An 18,101-nucleotide genomic window follows, 5' to 3' on the forward strand; every position below is an offset into this window, starting at 1 on the left:
ACATAGAAGATGAAGCTCTCGCACGCGAGCGCCCGGCGAGAGCCTCGCCGGATGTTTCGCGCAGGCAGCCGCGCGGCTTCGCGGTGCACGTTAGATCGAGGATACGTGCAACGAGCAAGCAACCAATGTAGAAGACAAAAAAACGTGAGAAAGTTACTCCCATATTCCTGGAACTGGACCGGTCCCCTCGCGATATCCCTTGCGCTGCTCGCCGCATGCGGCGACTCCACCGAGGACCCCCGGCCGAATGGCAGCAGCGTGGGCGGCTCGGGTGGCGCCCCCGGCACCGGCGGCCTTGGCGGCGCCGGCGGTGGCCCCGGCTCCGGCGGCTCCGGCGGGGAGCAGCCCGCGCCGCCCGATCCCGCAGCGCCGCTCTTCGCCGGCACGAGCGTCCCGCGGTTCGACATCGCGCTGTCGGAGGCGTCGATCGATCAGCTCAACGCCACACCCGACGAGTACGTCCCCGGGCAGCTCACGGTGACGCTGGACGGCGAGGTCGTCGAGCTCTCCGAGATCGGCGTGCGGCTCAAGGGCGAGCACGGGTCGTTCCGGACCCTGGACCAGAAGGCCGCCTTCCTTCTGAAATTCGACGAGTTCACCGACGACCAGACCCTGCTCGGGGTGGAGAAGCTCGCGCTCAACAACATGGTCCAGGACCACAGCATGATCCACGAGCGCCTGGCCTACGCGCTGTTCCGCGCGATGGACGTGCCCGCGGCGCGCTCGGCCCACGCGACGGTCTGGCTGAACGGCTCGCTCTACGGCCTGTATACCACCGTGGAGGCAGCGGATAACCCTCGCTTTCTGGACCGCTGGCTCGGCGACCACGAGGGCAACCTGTACGAGGGGGCGTACGGGAGCGATCTCGAGCCCCGGCTCATCGACACCTTCGATCAGGACAACGGCGACGACGTCGCGTTCGCCGATCTCGTCGAGCTCGTCGAGGCGCTCGACGGCATGAACGACCCGGACACGTTCCTCGCCGACGCGTCGCAGCGCATCGACATGGAGCGCTACCTCGCGTTCGCCGCCACCGAGACCTTCATCGGCCACTGGGACGGCTACGTCTGGCTGCGCAACAACTACTTCATCGCGCGGCGCCCTGACGACGGCCGCTGGACCTTCCTGCCGTGGGGCCTCGATCAGACCTTCGAGGACGACCTCTATCCGTTCGGCGGCGTCGCCCGCCTCGAGCAGATGTGCACCGCCTCGCCGCCGTGCCGGCGGGCGCTGGTGGCGGCCTTCGAGCGCGTCCTCGAGCGCGCGTCGGAGCTCGACCTGGCGAGCGACGCCGAGGCGGCGCGCGCGCTCATCTGGCCCCACGTGCTCGAGGATCCCCGCCTGGACACGAGCCCCGAGGACGTCGGCGCGTACATCGACGCCACCATCGCTTTCCTGAACGACCGCCCCGCCAGCGTGCGGGCGGGGCTCGCGTGCGAGGACCCCGCGGGGATCGACGCGGACGGCGACCTCTCCTCCGGCTGCGACGTGGACTGCGACGACAACGACGCCTCGGCGTACCCGGGCGCCCCCGAGCTGTGCGACCTCGTCGACAACGACTGCGACGGGGTCGTGGACGACGATCCGTCGTGCCCGCATTGCGTCCCGCAGCCGCTGCCCGACGGCGGCACCCTGGCGCTCTGCTTCAGGCCCGCGACGTGGGACGACGCGGAGCGCGACTGCATCGCGCAGGACGGGCACCTCGTGTCCATCCACGACAGGGAGACGCAGGATCTCGTGTTCTCGGCCGCCGCCGACGTCCAGCAGGGCGACTGGTGGATCGGGCTCACCGACGCGGAGTCCGAGGGCGACTTCGCGTGGACCGACGGCACGCCGCTCGACTACGAGCGCTGGAACGGCGGCGAGCCGAACGACGCCGGCCGCGGCGAGCACTGCGTGCAGCTCGCGGACGGGGCCAGCGGTCGCTGGAACGACATGCCCTGCGACGCCGAGCTGCCCTACGTCTGCAAGCTGCCCTGACGCCCGGGATCACCTCGGCCTGAGCTCGGTCAGGACGAGCAGGTACTCCGGCGGGTTGTTCGGCGACAGCTTGGCGTACGGGTTCTCCCTGGTGGGGAAGCCCGTGAAGCGCTTCGTGTTGTACTCGCCCCAGGACGGGTTCTTGAAGAGCGGTATCACCGGCGCGCTCTGCGCGTAGAGCATCTGCACCTCGTCGAGGATGCGCTTCTGCTCGGCGAACTCCGTCGCCGACTCGAACTGCTGGAGCAGCTTGTCGACCTCCCTGTCGCCGTAACGGTGCCAGTTGCGCGCGCTCGCCTCGCCGACGGGCTTCACGAGCTCGGCGGACATGAGCTCGCGGTAGTAGTTGTAGGGCGTGGGCTCGACGACCGTCCACCCCATCGACATGTCGAACGTGCCCTTCTGGAGCGCCTCGAAGAACGCGCTGAAGTCGTACGCCTTGAGCGAGGCGTCGATGCCGAGCTGCTTCAGGTTCTGCGCGATGATCTGGACCGCGCGGACCCAGTCGGACCAGCCGGTGACGACGTTGATCTCGAAGCGCATCGGCTTGCCGTCCTTCACCCGGATCCCGTCCGGGCCCACCGCGCACCCGGCCTCGTCGAGGAGCTGCTTCGCCCTGGCCACGTCGAGCTTCACCCAGTCGCCCGACGCCACGGCCTTCGGGTTGCGCCAGCGCTCGTAGGAGTCGTCGAGCCCGGTCGCGTCCGCCGGCTGGGTGTAATTGTTGGACGCGATCTTGACGATCTGCGCCCGATCGATGCCCATGCTGATCGCCTTGCGCACGCGCGCGTCGTCGAACGGCTTCTTCGTGCTGTTCGGGTAGAGCGTGGCCATGCCGCCGACGAGCGGGAACCAGTAATGGTGGTTCGCCGGGTCCTTGGCGACATAGACCTTCTCGATCTCGGGGACGAACGCGCCCGCCCAGTCGACCTCGCCGTTGATGATCGCCAGGCTGATCTGGTCGTTGCCCGGGTACGCCGGGAAGCGGAGCCCGTCGACGGCCGGCTTCCCCTGCTGCCAGTAGTTCGGGTTCTTGCCGAGCTCGTAGACCTGGTTCTGGAAGACCTTCACCTCGGTGAACGGGCCTGTCGCCACGGGGTTCTCGTTCGCGTACGTGACCGGGTCGGCGACGTCCTTCCACGTGTGCTCCGGCACGATCGGCTGGTGGCCGATGTAGCTGAGCCCCGGGACGTACGCCCGCGCCAGCGCGAACTCGACGGTCGCGTCGTCCGTCGCCTTCACGGACTCGACGAACTTCCACACGCCCGAGAGGTCGAGCGCGGGGTGCTTCTTCAGGAGCGCGAACGTGAACGCCACGTCCTTCGCCGAGAACGGCTGTCCGTCCGACCACTTGACGCCGGATCGCGTCGTGAAGGTGAGCCTCTTGTTCCCGTCGCTCCACGCGTACTTCGTCGCGAGCCACGGCGTGTACTCGCCCTTCATCGTGTTGAAGACGAGCATCGGCTCGTAGATGCCGGCGAGCGTGGGAAAACGGACGCTCCCCTCGGCGAGCAGCGGGTTGAAGTTGCGCACCCAGGAGGCCTGCTGCTCCCTGGAGATCGTGACGAACCCGGCGCCCTTCTGCGCCGGCGCCGCGCCCTGCGGAGCGGCCCCCGAGGCGCTCGGGCCGGGCGCGGGCCGCGCCTCGTCCCTGGAAGGACAGCCCGCCGCGACGCCGGCCGAGAGGGCCAGCGCCGCCAGCGCGAACACGCGGCGCGTCATGGATCGAGTCTTCATCGGCATGCTCCACGCGGGCGATTCGTCCCCGCGACAGTCCACGTCAGCCCCATCAGGCGGCGCCGTCGCCCGGTACGGCAAAGCCATGCGACGTCGGACCGCCGGTCGCGTCGAAACGCGACCCTCAGGGCGCGAACTTTACCGGTTCATCTCGGAGCATGTCAACCTTCAGAAGGTCAGTGTCCCCGGGCCCGCCGGCGGGAGCGCGCAGGGCGGGCCCGGGCGGCGCCGAGCTACGCGCGCTGCCGCCGCCCCAGGGCGAACGCGCCGTCGCCGAGGAGGGCCTGCGCGCCGAGCGCGATCATGAGGAAGGCGACGTACTCCCAGCCGCCCCCCTGACCGGAGAACATCCAGCCGTTGGGGAGGTGCACGAGCAGCGCGCCGGCCATCACGGGCAAGAGCGCCAGCGCGACCAGGCGCGTCCTGAACCCGGCCAGCAGCGCCAGGCCGCCGAGCAGCTCGGCGAGGAACACCGGGTACGCCGTCCAGCCCGGGAAGCCGCTCGCGGCGAAGAACGCGGCGGTGCCCGGCATCGTGAACACGAGCGGCTTGGCGAGCGCGTGCGCCAGGAACACGGCGCCGAGGCCGAGGCGCAATGTGAGCGCGGCCAGATCGGCCGAGCGGGGGACAGAGAGGGTGGTGTCGAGACGGTGAATGAGTGTTTGTTCCATGGCTCGATGAATAAGCCGCGGAGCCGCGCCGCGGTAGAGCGCGCTCGGGAACGAATTGTTCTCGCAGGAGAACGATCTGCCGGCTACGCCCACGACGTCCCGCGGAACGCGGCCGCCAGGAAGTCGATGAGCCGCCGCACCCGCGCGGGCGGGCGCCGGCCGGCGGCGTGCACGGCGTGGATGCCCATGGGCCGCGGCGCGAACCGCTCGAGCAGCGCGACGAGGCGCCCGGCCCGGAGATCCTCGTCGACCATGAAGCGCGGCAGCACCGCGAGGCCGACGCCGGCCACGGCCGCCTCGCGCAGCGCCGTGCCGTTGTTCGCCGTGAGCGGGCCCGTGACGGGGACGGAGATGCGCCCCGAGGCGCCGTAGAAGCGCCACTCGTCCTCGACGCGCAGGTGGAGGTAGCGCAGGCAGTCGTGGCCCAGCAGATCCCCCGGCTGCTCGGGCCGCCCCCGCCGCTCGAGGTAGTCCGGCGCGCCGACCACGTTCAGCGCCGTCACGGCGATCTGGCGCGCGACGAGGCTCGAGTCCCCGAGCTTCGTGATCCGGATGGCGAGGTCGACGCGCTCCTCCACGAGGTCGACCAGGCGGTCGTTCAGCGCGAGCTCGACGTGCGCTCCCGGGGTCGCCCTGAGGAACCGGGCGAGCGGCTGCGCCAGGTACATCTGCGCGAAGCTGACCGGCGCGTTGAGCCGGATGCGGCCCCGGTCGGCGTCGGAGGCGCCCCGCACCGCCGCCGTGGCCTCCTCGAGAACGCGGGCGCAGCGCGCGTAGAGGTTCATGCCGGCGTCCGTGACGGTGAGCTTGCGCGTGGTGCGCACGAGCAGCCGCTCGCCGAGGCGCTCCTCCAGGCGCGCGACCCGGGTGCTCACCATCGACTTCGACACCCCGAGGTCGGCCGCGGCCGCGGTGAAGGATCGGCGCTCCACGACGCGCGCGAAGCAGAGCATGCCGGGGAGATCGTCGAAGAGCGGGTCGATCATGCGCCCACTGTGCGCGAGGGCGCGAACTGTTCGCAACCGAGAACAACCCGCGACGCGGGCGCGCGGGCGACTCAGGCGCTCGCGGGGGCCCGGTGGAGCTGGAGCAGGTCGACCGAGGGCGCCCTGCTGGTCAGCCGGAGGTCGTAGCGCTCCTGGAGCAGCCGCAGCACGTTCGGCGAGAGGAAGGCCGGCAGGCGCGGCCCGAGCACGATGCCCTTCACGCCCAGGCTGAGCAGCGTGAGGAGCACCGCCACCGCCTTCTGCTCGAGCCACGAGATCACCAGCGTGAGGGGCAGATCGTTCACCCCGCAGCCGAACGCCTCGGCGAGCGCGCTGGCCACGCGGATGGCTCCATAGGCGTCGTTGCATTGCCCCATGTCGAGCAGCCGCGGCAAGCCGAGGTGCGTGCCGTGGTCCTGGTTGCGAATACGGTACTTGCCGCAGCCGAGCGTCAGGATGAACGAGTCCGCCGGGGTCTGCGCCGCGTAGTCCGTGTAATAGCTGCGCGCCGCCTCGGGCCCGTCGCAGCCGCCGATCAGGAAGAACCGGCTGATCTGGCCGGCCTTCACCGCGTCCACGATCGCGCCGGCGTGCGCGAGGATCGCCTCGTGATGGTAGCCGACCTCCGTCTCGCGGACGAGCTCGTCGGGCAAGGGCGGGCTCGCGAGCGCCATCCGGATGACCTCGGAGAAGTCGCTGCCCTTCACGCGCCGGCCGCCGGGCACCGCGGTGACGCCGGCGGTGAACAGGCGATCGCGGTAGGCCTCCCGCGGGACGAGCACGCAGTTCGAGGTCATCAGGATCGGCCCCGAGAACGCCACGAACTCGGCCTTCTGGTTCTGCCACGCAGAGCCGTAATGGCCGGCGAGGTTCGGGTGCTCCGCGAGCCTCGGGTACGCGTGCGCCGGCAGCATCTCGCCGTGCGTGTAGACGTTCACGCCCGTGCCCTCGCACTGCCGTAGCAGCTCGGCGAGATCCGCGAGATCGTGCCCGGAGACGAGGATCCCCGGCCCCGCCACGGTGCCTTCCCGGACCTTCGTCGGCCGCGGCTCGCCGAGGCGCAGGCGGTGGCCCTCGTCGAGCATCTTCATCACCTGGAGGTTCACCCGGCCGCACTCGAGGCAGAGCTCGAGCAGCGCCTCGGGGTCGAAGCTCACGTTGGTCAGCGTGGAGAAGAGCGCCTCCTCGACGAAGGCGTTCACCCGCTCGTCGGTGACGCCGAGCTTGCGCGCGTGGTGCGCGTAGGCGGCGACGCCCTTCAGGCCGTAGATCAAGAGCTCCTGGAGCGACTGCACGTCCTCGTCCTTGCCGCAGACGCCGGCCGTGGTGCACCCGGTCCCGTGGGCTGCTTGCTCGCACTGATTGCAGAACATGGACATGATCGACCTCGTGGTTCAGGAGCCCACGCGCGCCGCGCAGGCTCGGGCCGGACAGCGCGCCGCGGCAGCCGCGCAGTCACGCGGCCGCGCAGCGCGCCTCCTCGACAGACCACGAGACGAGACAACAAGCGTGCCGCCCGTCCGCGCCGGACCTCGGCGGCGATGCGCGTCGGAACCCGAGCTCGCCGCCGCTGCGCCGCGCCGGCGCGGCGCAAGCGCGGCGCGCCCGCGCAAACGGTGCAGGCCGGGACGGCTGACCTCGCCTGGCGCAGCCTCCCGGTCCGCGGGCGCCGCCACGCGACGGCGCCGCGCGGGTCATCTCCGTCTTGCGTCTTGCCTTGTCCCCTCGCCGTCGGTAGCGTCGGCCCCGGGTAGAGTCTGCGTGGCGGCCCCGATCGTCGTCGAGCTTGCGTCGGGTCCCGCCGTGGATGGCGAGCTCGCGGCGATCCTCGTGGAGGCGTGCTCTCGCGCCGCGGGGGGCGGCGGCTGCGCGCTCGGCGACCCGAAGCGCACCGGGACGGCGGTGAGGGCGCTCGCCGTGGTCTGGCTCGACGGGCCGGACCACCTGCGCCTGCGGGTCGACGTCGCCTCGCTCGGCTCCCCCGAGGGCACGCTGTCGTCGCGCCAGATCGAGTTCCGCGCCGAGGACCCGCTGCCCGACCGCTACCGCACCGCGGGGCTGCTGGTCGCCGCCCTGGCGGCGGAGCGCGCCGGCGCCCCGACGCTCCCCGCGCCGACGCTCCCCGCGCCGACGCCCCCCGCGCCGACGGGCGCCGACCAGGCCGCGGACGCCGATCAGGCCGCGGCCACGGAGCCGCCGCGCCCGCTGGGCTGGTTCGTCGGCGCCGGCGGGCTCGCCGGGAGCGGGCTCGAAGGCGGACCGGCGCGGGCCGGCGGCTGGGTCATGGCCACGGCGCTCGACCCGGGAACGGGGTTCTTCGGGACGCTGTCGGTGTCCTACGCGGCGGCCCTGCGCGAGCCGGCCCCGGGGGTGTCGGTCCAGTGGCTCACGCTCGGCGGCGGAGGCGGCCTCGCCGCGCCGATCTACCCGATCGACGCGCTCGTGCGGGCGCGGCTCGAGGCCACCCTCGACTGGGTGACGGCCTCGGCGCGGGACCCGAAGCAGCCGCCGGAGGCGGGGCACGGGTGGGCCCTCGGGACGCGCACGGCGGTCGACCTCCTGTGGCCCGAGGGCGGCAGCGTGGCCCTCCTCGGCAGCGCCGAGGCGTTCGTGCGGATCCACGGGACCGCGCTCGAGGTGCACCCGAAACCAAAGACCACGCTGCCGAGGGGCGGCTTCACCGGGATGCTGGGGCTCCAGCTCCGCCTGCGGTAGGGCGGCGAGGCGCCGCCGCGAGAGGAAGATCAGCGGCTCAGCCTGCTTTCGGGCCGAGCGGCTACTGCACCAGCATGGGAACCGCCGAGCCACGACCAGCGAGCCGCCGGCTCAGGCTCGTCTCCGCCCCAGGCGCGGAGCAACCCGCGCCCGTCAGCGACGAGGAGCTCCTGCTCGCCTTCCAGCGGGGCGAGCGAGGGATCGGCCTGCGCCTGTACGAGCACCTGCTTCCCGTGGTCGACCGGACCCTGTATCGGATCCTGGGTTGCCGGGAGCAGGACCATGCCGACCTCGTGCAGGGCGCGTTCGAGCAGATCGTGAGCACCCTCGCGAAGCGCCGCTTCGCGGGGGAGTGCAGCCTGGCCGGCTGGGCGTCCGTCATCGCCTGCCACGTCGGGCTGAGCGCGCTGCGCGCCCGCCGGCGCGAGCGCAAGGTCATCGATCGCACGCCGGCCCCCGAGGCCGGGCCCGAGCCGCCCGCGCGGAGCGCTGACCCCGAGCGGGAGGTGAGCGCGCAGCGCGACCTCGAGGCGCTGCGCCGGCACCTCGCGGCGATGGACGGCGACCGCGCGACCGCGCTGCTGCTCCATGTCATGGGCTATTCCCTCAATGAAATCGCAGACTTGACCGGCGTCTCCGCGGCCGCGGCCCAGTCCCGGCTGTCGCGGGGGCGGCGGGAGCTCCAGGCGCGCTGGGAATCCGGCGCGGCGACGCGAAACGACCCCGCCCGACCCGAGGAGCTACGATGAAGCAGGACGACGTGGACGCCATCCCGGAGGATCGCCCCGCGGTGGCCAGCGTGGACGGCGTGGAGGCCTCGCTGCGGGCGCTTGTCGCGCAGCCGGTGCCGCCGCTGCCCAGGGCCCAGGCGCGGTACCTCCAGCAGCAGATCGCCGGCCGCATCGACCGGCTCGCCGCCGAGGAAGCGGCGCGGCGCGCCCGCGCTGCCCGCCGGAGGCGCACCGCCGTCGCCGCGGCGGCGCTCGCGGCCGCCCTGACCGCGGCGGCCGCCGGCGTGGCTGTCGTGTTCCGGGCGCGCCCCCTCCCCGACGCCGCGGCGCAGGTGACGGCGCTCCAGGGCGCGGTCGAGATCGCGGCCGGGAACGCGACGCGCTCGCCGCCGTCGCGCGCCCTCGTGCCGCTCACGAGCGGCGAGGAGCTGCGGACGGGCGAGGGCGCGATGGCGAAGGCGTCGCTCGCGACGGGCGCCACCGTCGAGGTCGGGCCCTCGACGCGCGTGAGGTTCACGCCGTCCGGGGCCGGGCGCGACCGCTTCGACGACATCGTCGCCCTCGATCGGGGGCGGATCTCGGTCGACGTGCCGCCGCTGCCGGCGGGCGTGACCCTGTCGGTGCGCACCGCGGACACCGTGGTCACGGTCCACGGGACGCGGTTCTCGGTCGAGCGGCAGCCCGGCGCGGCGGGAGAGGCGGCCGAGACGCGCGTGGCGGTCGTCGATGGGCGCGTCGCGGTGCGCCGCGGCGAGGTCGAGCGCTTCCTGAGCCCGGGCGAGACGTGGTCGTCGCGCGACGAGGAGCCGGCCCGCCGGCTGGACCCGCCCGCCGAGGGACAGCGGGACGACGCGGAGGCGCCGCCGCGGGAGCAGGACGGCTCGGCGCGGGAGGGCGACGAGGGCGGGGCCGGCGAGCCGCGCGGGGCGCGCGGAGGGCCGGCGCGCGCGTCGCTGGCGGCCGAGAACGAGCTGCTCCAGGGCGCGATGGAGGCGCGGAGGCAGGGGCAGCCCAGGCGGGCGATCGAGCGGCTCGACCGCCTCCTCGGCCGCTACCCGGACTCGCCGCTCGCCGAGATCGCCCGCGTGGAGCGGCTGCGGGCGACCGAGATGCTCGGCGACAAGGACCGGACCGCGGCCGAGGCGCGCCGGTACCTCAAGGACTACCCGCGGGGCTTCGGGCGCGAGGAGGCCACGTCCGCGTCCCGCGCCGGCGGCGCGCGCCCGTGATCGCCCGCGGCTGACGGACCTCGCCGCTTTTCTGACGAACGGCTGCCTGCTCTCGGCGCCTCCGGTTACTTCCACTGCATCGAGGAGATCATCGCGCCCGCGATCGGCGTCGCCGGGCGCGCTCCATGTCGTGCTCGTCTTCGAGCAGGGAGGACTTCCATGCGTTCGTTCGCGTTCACAGGATCGATGGGTGTTGGGCTGCTGTCTCTCGCGGTCGTCGGCGCGGCCTGCACCGGGCCGAGCACAGGGACCGCCGGCGGCGGCGTCGTCTCCGGGGGAGAGTGCGTCCCGTCGGACGAGGGCGGGAGCACCCCCGCCCCGACCTTCCCGGGATCGGGCCTATCGGGGGCCGGCGATCCCATCACCGCGGCCCTCGATCCGCTGTCGTGCGGCGGGCGCAGCCGGTTCACCGCGGTGGAGGAGACCGCCGAGATCGACTGTTATTACGCGAACGGCGACCAGACCACCCCGATGGCCTTCGTCGAGCGCGTCGTCGAGATCGCCGAGGGCGAGGAGCTCGTGCACGTGCGGCTGACGCTGAACCCTGCGTTCGTCGACAACACGTACGGCGAGACGGCCATCGGCTGGGGCGGCGACGAGCAGGCCGACGCGCCGCAGCCCGGCGACGCGCCGAAGCCCGGCGACGCGCCGAAGCCCGGTGACGCGCCGAAGCCCGGCGACGCGCCGAAGCCGAAGGGGCACAACGGGCACACGTTCAAGGATCTCGTGGGCAGCGACAAGGCCCAGTTCCAGATCACGGACGGGACAGGCGCGCTCGTGCTCGACTTCTACGTCGACTATCTCTCGGCCGACGAGGAGAAGCCCTCCGGCTACGGGTCGCTCGGCGTGCTCGGCGGAGAGGGCAAGATGCTCCTCGGGGACGCGAGCGCCATCGTCGCTGCCACCACGTCGCTCGACCGCGATCTCAACGCGTGCGGCTATGGCGGGTACACGGAGGACTCGCCGGCCACGGACGAGAATTACACCCCCAATACGGAGACGCCGGACTGGGATTACCGCGTCGTGTACGACGTGTGGCTGAGCGCCTCGGCGTTCGGCGCGGCGGGCTTCGGCGACGCGACCATCAGCTACGTGCACGCGTCGCCGAGCAAGTACCCGTCGGACACGCTCACCGTGACGCCGGGGCCGTGCCAATCGACGTGCGAGGACGACGACCCGCCCGCGGGCGAAGGGGGCAGCGATCCGGGCGAGGATCCGGGCGGCGGCGAGACCTGCCAGGAGTCAGGTGGGGAGTGCGCGGCCAGCTCGGACTGCTGCTGGGCCAGCGACGTGTGCTTGAACGGCGTGTGCCAGCCGTTCGATATCCCGCGGTGAGCGCGGGCCCCCGGCGCAGGAGGACTGCGCTCCGGGGCCCGGCGCGGGGCGGGCGGCGGCCGTCTCAGATCGTGTCTTGACGGTTCAGCACGGCGTTGAGGACGGTCGCCGGCACCCGCAGGCGATCGTCGCCCTCGTAGGTCGCGCGCAGCTCGGCGAAGCGCGCGTCGGGCGCGCGCGTGATGGCGGCGAGCCGGTCGAACAGCGCGAGCCGCTCGTCCCCGTGCGGCTCTTCGGGGCGGCTCATCGCGCCCCAGCAATCCCAGGGCAGCATCTCCATGCCGTTGAGCGCCGCGAGATCGCGCACGATGTTCCCGTCGATGAACCAGAGCCCGCCCTCGTCGAGGAAGCCGAACTTCATCGGATCGGCCTCCCCGGCGCGGCCCTTCGTCCAGGCGTCGCCCGCGACGACGAAGCGGTCGCGCGGCACGTCGAGCAGGTCGAAGTCGGGCTGAAGCGCCGCCCGCTGGGCGTCGTCGATCTGCGCGTCGACGAGGACCCAGCGCGCCTCGGCGGCGTTCCAGTACTCGCAGACCCAGTGGTCCACGAAGGAGCCGGGGTTGAAATACCCGGCGAAGCCGCAGCGAGCCCTCGCAGGGACCCCCTTGGCGCGCAGCAGGACCACGAGGAGCACGGTGAACTGGCGGCAGGTGCCGACGAGGCGCGTCTCGAGCGGCCGGGCGGCGGAGAGCGGCCGCGCGTCGTGGGCGAGCAGGCGATCCAGCATCCGGTCCACCGGGCGGAGGTGGGACTCGTCGCGGCGCTCGTCCGAGAGCTCCACGCCGTAGGCATGCGCCCAGTGCTGGTGCAGCAAGAGGCCCTGCACGACGCGGACGAGCGAGGGCACGTCGCGCGGCAGCTCGTCGAGCCGGGGCGCGTGCGCGCCGGCGGACGTCATGGCCGCGGGGCGCGTGTAGAAGTCGAGGATCTCCTGGGATGCCTTCATCGTGCGTCCTCCACGAGCTGTGTTGTTCCGGGGGGTGCTTCGTCGGCCCGGAGGAGCTTGTCATGAAGGCGGGAAATCGGGAAGCTCGTGCGGCGCGAGAGCGCGATCCCGGGGAACATCTGCGTCGACAGCACCGCGAGCGGAAGGATTAATCGGTTCAGGGTCGAGCGCGGACCGCAGACGGCCGGAGTTGCGCGTCATGGCTGGCGTCGCGAATGTGCTATGCAGGGCGTGCATCACGTCCATGCTGTTTGCGAGTTGGATGGTGGTTACCGGGCGGACTAGACAGGGAGCGTCGGACCGATCACGACGTGATCCCGCGCGGGCAGTCCCACCGGACGGCCGCGCTCCCTGAACGCTCGACGTGGACCCCTGAAGGGGCACGCGACCCCCTGACATCCGCGCATCCGCGCCCCGAGGCCGCGCTCAGAGCGGCTCGGCTCGCGGGGCGCGGCGCAACAGGCGGGCTCGCGGGCCCCCCCCGGGCGCGCGCGAGGCAGGCGGCGGCGCGCGGGGCCATCGCGCATCGGGACGACAGGAGAAGCAACCAGTGCGCGCACCTGTCTATGCTTTGCTCTCATTGTGCTTGGCCGCCTGCAGCGTGGAGGGCTACGACGAGACCTCCGAGGAGATCGCCGCGGCGAACGACGAGCTGATCGGCGGGACGCCGGCGCTCGAGTCGCAATACGCCTCCACCGTCCTCGCTGGGGGCTGCACCGCGGCGAAGGTTGGACCGCGTCACTTCCTGACCGCCGCTCACTGCGTGGACGACCTGTACACCGCCACGGTGGAGCCGTGGTTCGGGCCGGGCGGGATCTACTCGGTCAGCGCCGACAACACGCCCCCGATCTCGCCCTACGTGAACCTGACGATCGAGCAGACGTACATCCACCCGCAGTGGATCGCGGACTGCGCCGCCGCGCGGACGGCGGGAGCGCCCGATTGCGGGGTCAACGTCCTGAACCCGGGATACACGCCCGACCTCGCGGTGGTCGTCGTCAACGAGCTCTCGCCGACGATCCCGGCGGCCGTGGTGGACGGGGCGGCGGTGGCGGTGGGGGATCCCGTCGTCGCGACCGGCTACGGCTGCGAGACGCCCGGCGCAGGGATGTCGAATGTCTTCAAGCTCCAGAACCTCACCGCGGCGGCTTCCTCGATCCTGAATCACCCCGGCTCCTACGTCTCCGGCACCGCCATCAACGACGTCGCGGCGTCGTACGTGCTCACGCCGGGCTACTACGCCAGCACCTCGTACGCCAGCCTGTGCCCCGGCGACTCGGGCGGCCCGCTCTACCGCCAGAGCTCGACCGATCTCATCGTCGTGGGCGTCAACGCCTACTACACGTTCCCGTCCGCGCCCGGCTCGAACCCGTCGCAGACCAACTGGCACACCCGGCTCGACACCTCGGCGCGCTACACGGTGACGTCGTGGCTCCAGGGCCTCGGGGTGAGCGTGATCAATGGCGGCACCGCGCCGACCTGCACGGACGGCGTGCAGAACGGCACCGAGACCGACGTCGACTGCGGCGGCACCTGCACGGCCGACTGCGCCAACGGCGATACCTGCAGCGTCAACGCGGACTGCACCAGCGCGAACTGCGTGGCCGGGGTCTGCCAGCCCAGCAGCGGGACGACGCCGTGCGCTAGCCTGTGCACGAGCCCGACCGTGTTCACGAGCGCGAGCTACAACTCGGGCAACCTCGGCACCGGCGCGCGCTGCTTCGAGACGACGGCGAACCTGACCGGCGCCAACTGCGGCAACTTCGCGAGCGGCCGCACGTTCGAGGTCAACAACACGGTCGTGAGCTGCACGGGCGGCAACATCACGCTGCCCGCGAAGCGCAACGGCGGCTACTGCTTCGAGGCGTCCGCCGGCAACCAGGCGTGGGCCTACTTCAGCACCTGGTAGACCGCGCTCTCGTGAAGACCTGGTGAATCGAGGCGCGTCGACCGAGGCGCGCCTCGACCGGGCCGCGGCCGCACGCCTGACCGGGCGTGCGGCCCGCGGCCGCTTCGTCACCGGGGCGCCCCCTCCCCCTTCGCCGGCGGGAAATCGAGCCCGAGCTGCCGGCGAGCTGCCGCCGCGGGCGCCGCGAGGAAGAAGCGGCCCGGGGGCGGGCGTCGCGATCCTGCAGCCGTGCAAGCCCGTGCCTCGCAGGATCGAAAGGCGTCGCGGCGGTACCCTGGACGTAACGCGGGGATTTCGGGGTTCTGCGCCTGGTACGGAGGGTGCTTATCCGACGGCCAGCACCGCCGGCGGCCTCCGCTACCCCCCGAGGCGCCCGGCGGCGCTGCTATTTTGTCTCTTGATCTCGGACGGCTGTTGACGTCCCTGCGGCGGAAGATGAGGTCGTCGGGCGACGAGGTGAGCGCGCGAGGCGCGGTGCTCTTCGTGCTAGCGTGCGCCGCATGGCGATCTACGAGAAGGAAGAAGCGCTCGGGGCCGGGGACATCGAGGTCCGCGAGGTGGATGAGAGCGTCCTGAAGGATCTCGAGTCGAAGTACGCCGACGTGGCGTGTCCGATGCACGGCGGGCCGCCGAGCTTCGAGCTCGCGCCGGACGGGTCGGTGGTGGAGCGCTTCTGCTGTCCGGCGCTGCTCTCGATCGTCCGGGAGCTCCAGGTGGCGGCGGGCGAGCGGCCGGCTCCTCCTCCGGAGGACGACGGCGAAGAGGGCGAGAGGTAGATCCGGCCCGGCCCCCGGAGGGGGTGTTCTTCGCGCGGGGTGGGGGCCCCGCCGGACTCGCCTTCGAATCGAGGCATCCGGCAAGCCGGATGCCTCGACTCGAAGGCTCAGACATCGGCCCATCCCCCACCCCGCGCGAAGAACACCCCCTCCGGGGGCCTACCGTGCGTCAAAGGGTGGGAATGATCCGGGGCGGCCGGAACCGGCACCTACGGCACCGAGCGGCGGTCACCCGCACAGGAGACGGGCCCAGATCGGCGTTTTCGGCGCGGAGGCGTACTCTCGTACGCCGAGCACCGAAAACGTCGAGGTGGGCCCGTATCCGCAGCGGGTGACCGCCGCTCGTCAGGGTTGACCGAGGTAGTCCATCTTGCCGATGTCCAGGCCGTTGTGGCGCAGGATGGCGTAGGTGGTCGTCACGTGGAAATAGAAGTTGGGCAGGGCGAAGTGCAGCAGAAAAGGCAGGGCCTTGAACTGCAACGGCTGGCCGCGCGTGGGGATCGAGACGTCGCGATCCTCGGAGCCGTCGATCTGCTCGGGCCGCAGGCTGTTCAGGAACGCCACCGTCTTCGCGATGCGGGCCTGTAGCTCGTCGAAGCTCGCCTCGTTGTCCTCGTACTTCGGGACATCGACCCCGGCGAGACGCGCCCCACAGCCCTTGGCCGAGTCCGAGGCGATCTGCACCTGACGCGTGAGAGACAACATGTCCGGGGCGAGGCGCGCGTCGAGCAGGACGCGCGGCTCGATCTTCTTCGCCTCGGCATACGCAGCGGCCTTGGTGAGGATCGCCGAGAGGTTGCCGAACATCCTCACGAACACAGGGACCGAGGCCTGATACATCGAGATCGCCATCTTCATCTCCTTGTTACCGCACGGTACGAGCCGCGCAGCCCCCGCACGACACATCCAGCGCGGCGCAGAGGCACCGCCGTCGGGGAAGCGCGGGCGCGAACATAGAGACGCCACCCCCCTCGCGCAAGCGCGATATCACGCCGGCGCCGCCCGCACCTCCCCACGCTTCAGCGCGGCCCTCGCGCGCCGCCCCGCGGACTCCACCGCGCAGGCGCACAGAACACGGCACGCTGGGCGAGCCCTCGAGGCGCGCCTGTGAAGTAGTGCAAACCATCTCGACGGCGCATGCGCCCGCCCCCACGCACAGGACGCAGAGCCGGTCGCACGCTCGTTTCACCTGCCGTGAAAGGATCCCTGTCGACGGAAGCCGGGCCACGCCGCTCGGCCATCACGCCGCTCGACGCCTCTCTCGCGGCGGAGCGCCGGAGGGCAACATCGTCCATTCCGCCACGAGGCGGGTCTCCCCGCGCGGCAGACCAGCCGGCTGGCGGAAACCCTCGGTGACGCGGCGGCGATGTAGGTGGCGACGGGGAGCCCTCGAGGGAGCGCCGTGATGCAACTCGACGTCGACGCCGGCGGCGGGATATAGGGTGTGACCATGCGAAACATCCTCTCTCTCTGCATGATCACGGCTGCGCTCTCGGTCGCGTGCGGCTCCACGACGACCGACCCGGACCCGACCGGGAGCGGCGGGTCGACCGCCAGCTCGACCAGCGCAAGCTCGGCCACCGGGGCGGCCTGCGCGCCGGGAACGACCATGTCGTGCACCTGCCACGCCATCCAGGAGCCGGGCGTCGCCACGTGCCTCGCCGACGGCAGCGGCTACGGGCCGTGCATGGAACAAGACGGCAGCGACTGCTCCTGCCCCACGGGGCGCGGCGACGGGTGCTGTCCGGGCGACGGCATCTGCTGCGCCTGCGTGCCAGGCTGCGATCCGAGCACCGCGTTCGACCAGGACCCCGAGACGGACGCGCTCATCGCCTGCGTCTGCGCGGCGGACGTCTGCGCCGACGCGTGCGCGTCGGAGTGCGCCGGCGAGGGGTTGACCGCGAACTGCGCGCCTTGCGTGGAGGAGGCGGCGATGGACGTGTGCAAGTCGCAGTACGAGGCCTGCGGCGGGATGTGAGCCGACAGCGCGGAGCCACGGTGCTCCGCGGATCAGCGCGCCGGGATCGCGGTCAGTTGCAGGGGCCGATCTCGGTCCACTCGGCCGGGCACCAGGAGGCCGGGCTGCTCGGCGGGCAGCTCGGGTGCGACCACCCGATGTGCCATTTCGCGGAGTACAGCTTGCCGCCGCTGGTGACCTGGGTCGAGGGCGGGTAGGCCTGCGCCGGCGCCCACGCGACGGCGCCGCCGCAGTTGTTCCCGCCGCTGGACGCCGTGCAGGCCTCCCAGGTCGCCGGCGACGCGGTGAGGTTCTTGTTCTGGTAGACGTAGGGCGCGGCGTCGTGGAACGACCAGGTGCTCGCGCCCGTCATGGTCTGCCAGGCGCCCGAGGTCGTCTTCACCTCCTGGCGAAGCATCTTGATGGGCGCCTCGCAGGAGAACTGCGGCTCGGGGTACTGCGGGCCCTCGTCGCGGAAATGCTCGATGTCGTGCGCGTACATCTCGACGGTCGAGCGGGCGTCCTGCGCGAGGAACTGCCAGCCAGCGCCATCCTTCATGTCGACATAGAGGCAGATCTGGGCGCCGTTCACGTCGGCGACGCGCGAGGCCGTGCACCACTCGTACTTGAAGGCGACCCGCTGTCCGGGCTGGAGCGAGCTGAGCGCGCCTTCGCAGAGGCTCCCGCCGTCCCAGGTGCCGAGGGCGCAGCTCGGGTGGTTCCCCGCGATGCCGTTGTCATCTGCGAAGTAGTAGACATGCCAGCCGCTCGGGTTGTGGTAGATGCCCGACTCGAGGTTGAAGTACCACTGCCCCACGGCGGCCCACGCCTCGCTCGCGTTCAGGAGCACGGGGACCTCCCATTCGATGATCCAGCCGCGGGTCTGCTGGACGTCGCCCGTGTAGCTGCTCGTGAGATCATAAGTCCCGAGCAGGCTGGCCTCCCCGAGGCTCTCCGCCTCGCCCTGCGCTCCGGCGGTGCAGGCGGCGGCGCCGACGGCTCCGAGGAGCAGGAGCGCGGCGCCGGCGCACGACCGCGCGCCGCCGCCCGGTTGATCGTGGCCCTGCGGCACGCAGCGCCTCGGGACGCCGCGCAGCACGCTGGCGAGGACGCCCGGCGTCACCGCAGG

15 protein-coding genes are annotated in these 18,101 nt (G+C 72.0%); 8 read left to right on the forward strand and 7 right to left on the reverse strand.

Translation table 11 applies throughout. The features are described 5' to 3' along the window. Nucleotides 1-144 precede the first annotated feature (144 nt). Complete coding sequence (locus WME76_RS48420; protein ID WP_437962996.1) at nt 145-1,980, forward strand: CotH kinase family protein; 1,836 nt, start codon at nt 145-147, stop codon at nt 1,978-1,980. A 9-nt stretch (nt 1,981-1,989) separates the two neighbouring features. On the opposite strand, the gene WME76_RS48425 is transcribed toward WME76_RS48420, so the two are convergent. From WME76_RS48425 to hcp, 4 genes are all read right to left on the reverse strand, one after another. Further along, nucleotides 1,990-3,717, reverse strand: coding sequence for an ABC transporter substrate-binding protein (locus WME76_RS48425; RefSeq protein ID WP_437962997.1), 1,728 nt, complete (start codon nt 3,715-3,717; stop codon nt 1,990-1,992). Nucleotides 3,718-3,950: 233 nt separating this feature from the next. Next, nucleotides 3,951-4,388 carry a DoxX family protein gene (locus WME76_RS48430; RefSeq protein WP_437288936.1) on the reverse strand — a complete coding sequence of 146 codons (438 nt, stop codon included), beginning with the start codon at nt 4,386-4,388 and terminating at the stop codon, nt 3,951-3,953. 83 nt (nt 4,389-4,471) lie between these two features. After that, nucleotides 4,472-5,374 (reverse strand): LysR family transcriptional regulator, encoded by a 903-nt coding sequence (locus WME76_RS48435; protein ID WP_437962998.1) that lies wholly within the window; start codon nt 5,372-5,374, stop codon nt 4,472-4,474. Nucleotides 5,375-5,445: 71 nt separating this feature from the next. Next, on the reverse strand, nt 5,446-6,747 hold the full coding sequence (hcp, locus tag WME76_RS48440; protein ID WP_433937713.1) for a hydroxylamine reductase: 1,302 nt from the start codon (nt 6,745-6,747) through the stop codon (nt 5,446-5,448). Between the two features lie 388 nt (nt 6,748-7,135). On the opposite strand from hcp, the gene WME76_RS48445 reads away from it, so the two are divergent. The 4 genes from WME76_RS48445 (at nt 7,136) to WME76_RS48460 (ending at nt 11,384) form a co-directional block, all read left to right on the forward strand. Then, a complete protein-coding gene (locus WME76_RS48445; RefSeq protein ID WP_437962999.1) occupies nt 7,136-8,089 on the forward strand; it encodes a hypothetical protein in 954 nt (317 codons plus the stop codon). Between the two features lie 74 nt (nt 8,090-8,163). Further along, entirely contained in the window at nt 8,164-8,838 is a 675-nt protein-coding gene (locus WME76_RS48450; protein WP_437963000.1) for an RNA polymerase sigma factor, read from the forward strand. Beyond that, entirely contained in the window at nt 8,835-10,049 is a 1,215-nt protein-coding gene (locus WME76_RS48455; protein ID WP_437963001.1) for a FecR domain-containing protein, read from the forward strand. The genes WME76_RS48450 and WME76_RS48455 overlap by 4 nt, the downstream gene beginning before the upstream one ends. A 186-nt stretch (nt 10,050-10,235) precedes the next feature. After that, nucleotides 10,236-11,384: a hypothetical protein gene (locus tag WME76_RS48460; protein WP_437963002.1), complete on the forward strand. Its 1,149-nt coding sequence runs from the start codon at nt 10,236-10,238 to the stop codon at nt 11,382-11,384. Between the two features lie 64 nt (nt 11,385-11,448). On the opposite strand, the gene WME76_RS48465 is transcribed toward WME76_RS48460, so the two are convergent. Next, nucleotides 11,449-12,330, reverse strand: coding sequence for a transglutaminase-like domain-containing protein (locus WME76_RS48465; protein ID WP_437963003.1), 882 nt, complete (start codon nt 12,328-12,330; stop codon nt 11,449-11,451). A 586-nt stretch (nt 12,331-12,916) separates the two neighbouring features. Between WME76_RS48465 and WME76_RS48470 the strand changes: the two genes are divergently transcribed. Further along, on the forward strand, nt 12,917-14,239 hold the full coding sequence (locus WME76_RS48470; RefSeq protein ID WP_437963004.1) for a trypsin-like serine protease: 1,323 nt from the start codon (nt 12,917-12,919) through the stop codon (nt 14,237-14,239). A gap of 500 nt (nt 14,240-14,739) precedes the next feature. Continuing rightward, a complete protein-coding gene (locus WME76_RS48475; RefSeq protein ID WP_437288928.1) occupies nt 14,740-15,015 on the forward strand; it encodes a hypothetical protein in 276 nt (91 codons plus the stop codon). A gap of 345 nt (nt 15,016-15,360) precedes the next feature. Here the strand turns inward: WME76_RS48475 and WME76_RS48480 are convergent, their stop codons facing one another. Continuing rightward, nucleotides 15,361-15,867, reverse strand: a complete 507-nt coding sequence (locus WME76_RS48480) for a DUF1993 domain-containing protein (protein WP_433933575.1) — start codon at nt 15,865-15,867, stop codon at nt 15,361-15,363. 598 nt (nt 15,868-16,465) lie between these two features. On the opposite strand from WME76_RS48480, the gene WME76_RS48485 reads away from it, so the two are divergent. Then, nucleotides 16,466-16,993 (forward strand): hypothetical protein, encoded by a 528-nt coding sequence (locus WME76_RS48485; protein WP_437963005.1) that lies wholly within the window; start codon nt 16,466-16,468, stop codon nt 16,991-16,993. A 52-nt stretch (nt 16,994-17,045) separates the two neighbouring features. Here WME76_RS48485 and WME76_RS48490 read toward each other — a convergent pair whose 3' ends face one another. Further along, a complete protein-coding gene (locus tag WME76_RS48490) occupies nt 17,046-18,095 on the reverse strand; it encodes a hypothetical protein (RefSeq protein ID WP_437963006.1) in 1,050 nt (349 codons plus the stop codon). Between the last annotated feature and the right edge of the window lie 6 nt (nt 18,096-18,101).

This window comes from Sorangium sp. So ce119 (genome assembly GCF_051524405.1).
Lineage (GTDB): Bacteria > Myxococcota_A > Polyangia > Polyangiales > Polyangiaceae > Sorangium > Sorangium cellulosum_G.

What these genes read in the sequence shown, in the direction of transcription:
- WME76_RS48475 (WP_437288928.1), top strand. Translation starts at nt 14,740, where the DNA reads ATGGCGATCTACGAGAAGGAAGAAGCGCTCGGGGCCGGGGACATCGAG.
- WME76_RS48450 (WP_437963000.1), top strand. Translation starts at nt 8,164, where the DNA reads ATGGGAACCGCCGAGCCACGACCAGCGAGCCGCCGGCTCAGGCTCGTC.
- WME76_RS48460 (WP_437963002.1), top strand. Translation starts at nt 10,236, where the DNA reads ATGGGTGTTGGGCTGCTGTCTCTCGCGGTCGTCGGCGCGGCCTGCACC.
- WME76_RS48425 (WP_437962997.1), bottom strand. Translation starts at nt 3,717, where the DNA reads ATGAAGACTCGATCCATGACGCGCCGCGTGTTCGCGCTGGCGGCGCTG.
- WME76_RS48485 (WP_437963005.1), top strand. Translation starts at nt 16,466, where the DNA reads ATGCGAAACATCCTCTCTCTCTGCATGATCACGGCTGCGCTCTCGGTC.
- WME76_RS48455 (WP_437963001.1), top strand. Translation starts at nt 8,835, where the DNA reads ATGAAGCAGGACGACGTGGACGCCATCCCGGAGGATCGCCCCGCGGTG.
- WME76_RS48465 (WP_437963003.1), bottom strand. Translation starts at nt 12,330, where the DNA reads ATGAAGGCATCCCAGGAGATCCTCGACTTCTACACGCGCCCCGCGGCC.
- WME76_RS48430 (WP_437288936.1), bottom strand. Translation starts at nt 4,388, where the DNA reads ATGGAACAAACACTCATTCACCGTCTCGACACCACCCTCTCTGTCCCC.
- WME76_RS48480 (WP_433933575.1), bottom strand. Translation starts at nt 15,867, where the DNA reads ATGGCGATCTCGATGTATCAGGCCTCGGTCCCTGTGTTCGTGAGGATG.
- hcp (WP_433937713.1), bottom strand. Translation starts at nt 6,747, where the DNA reads ATGTTCTGCAATCAGTGCGAGCAAGCAGCCCACGGGACCGGGTGCACC.
- WME76_RS48435 (WP_437962998.1), bottom strand. Translation starts at nt 5,374, where the DNA reads ATGATCGACCCGCTCTTCGACGATCTCCCCGGCATGCTCTGCTTCGCG.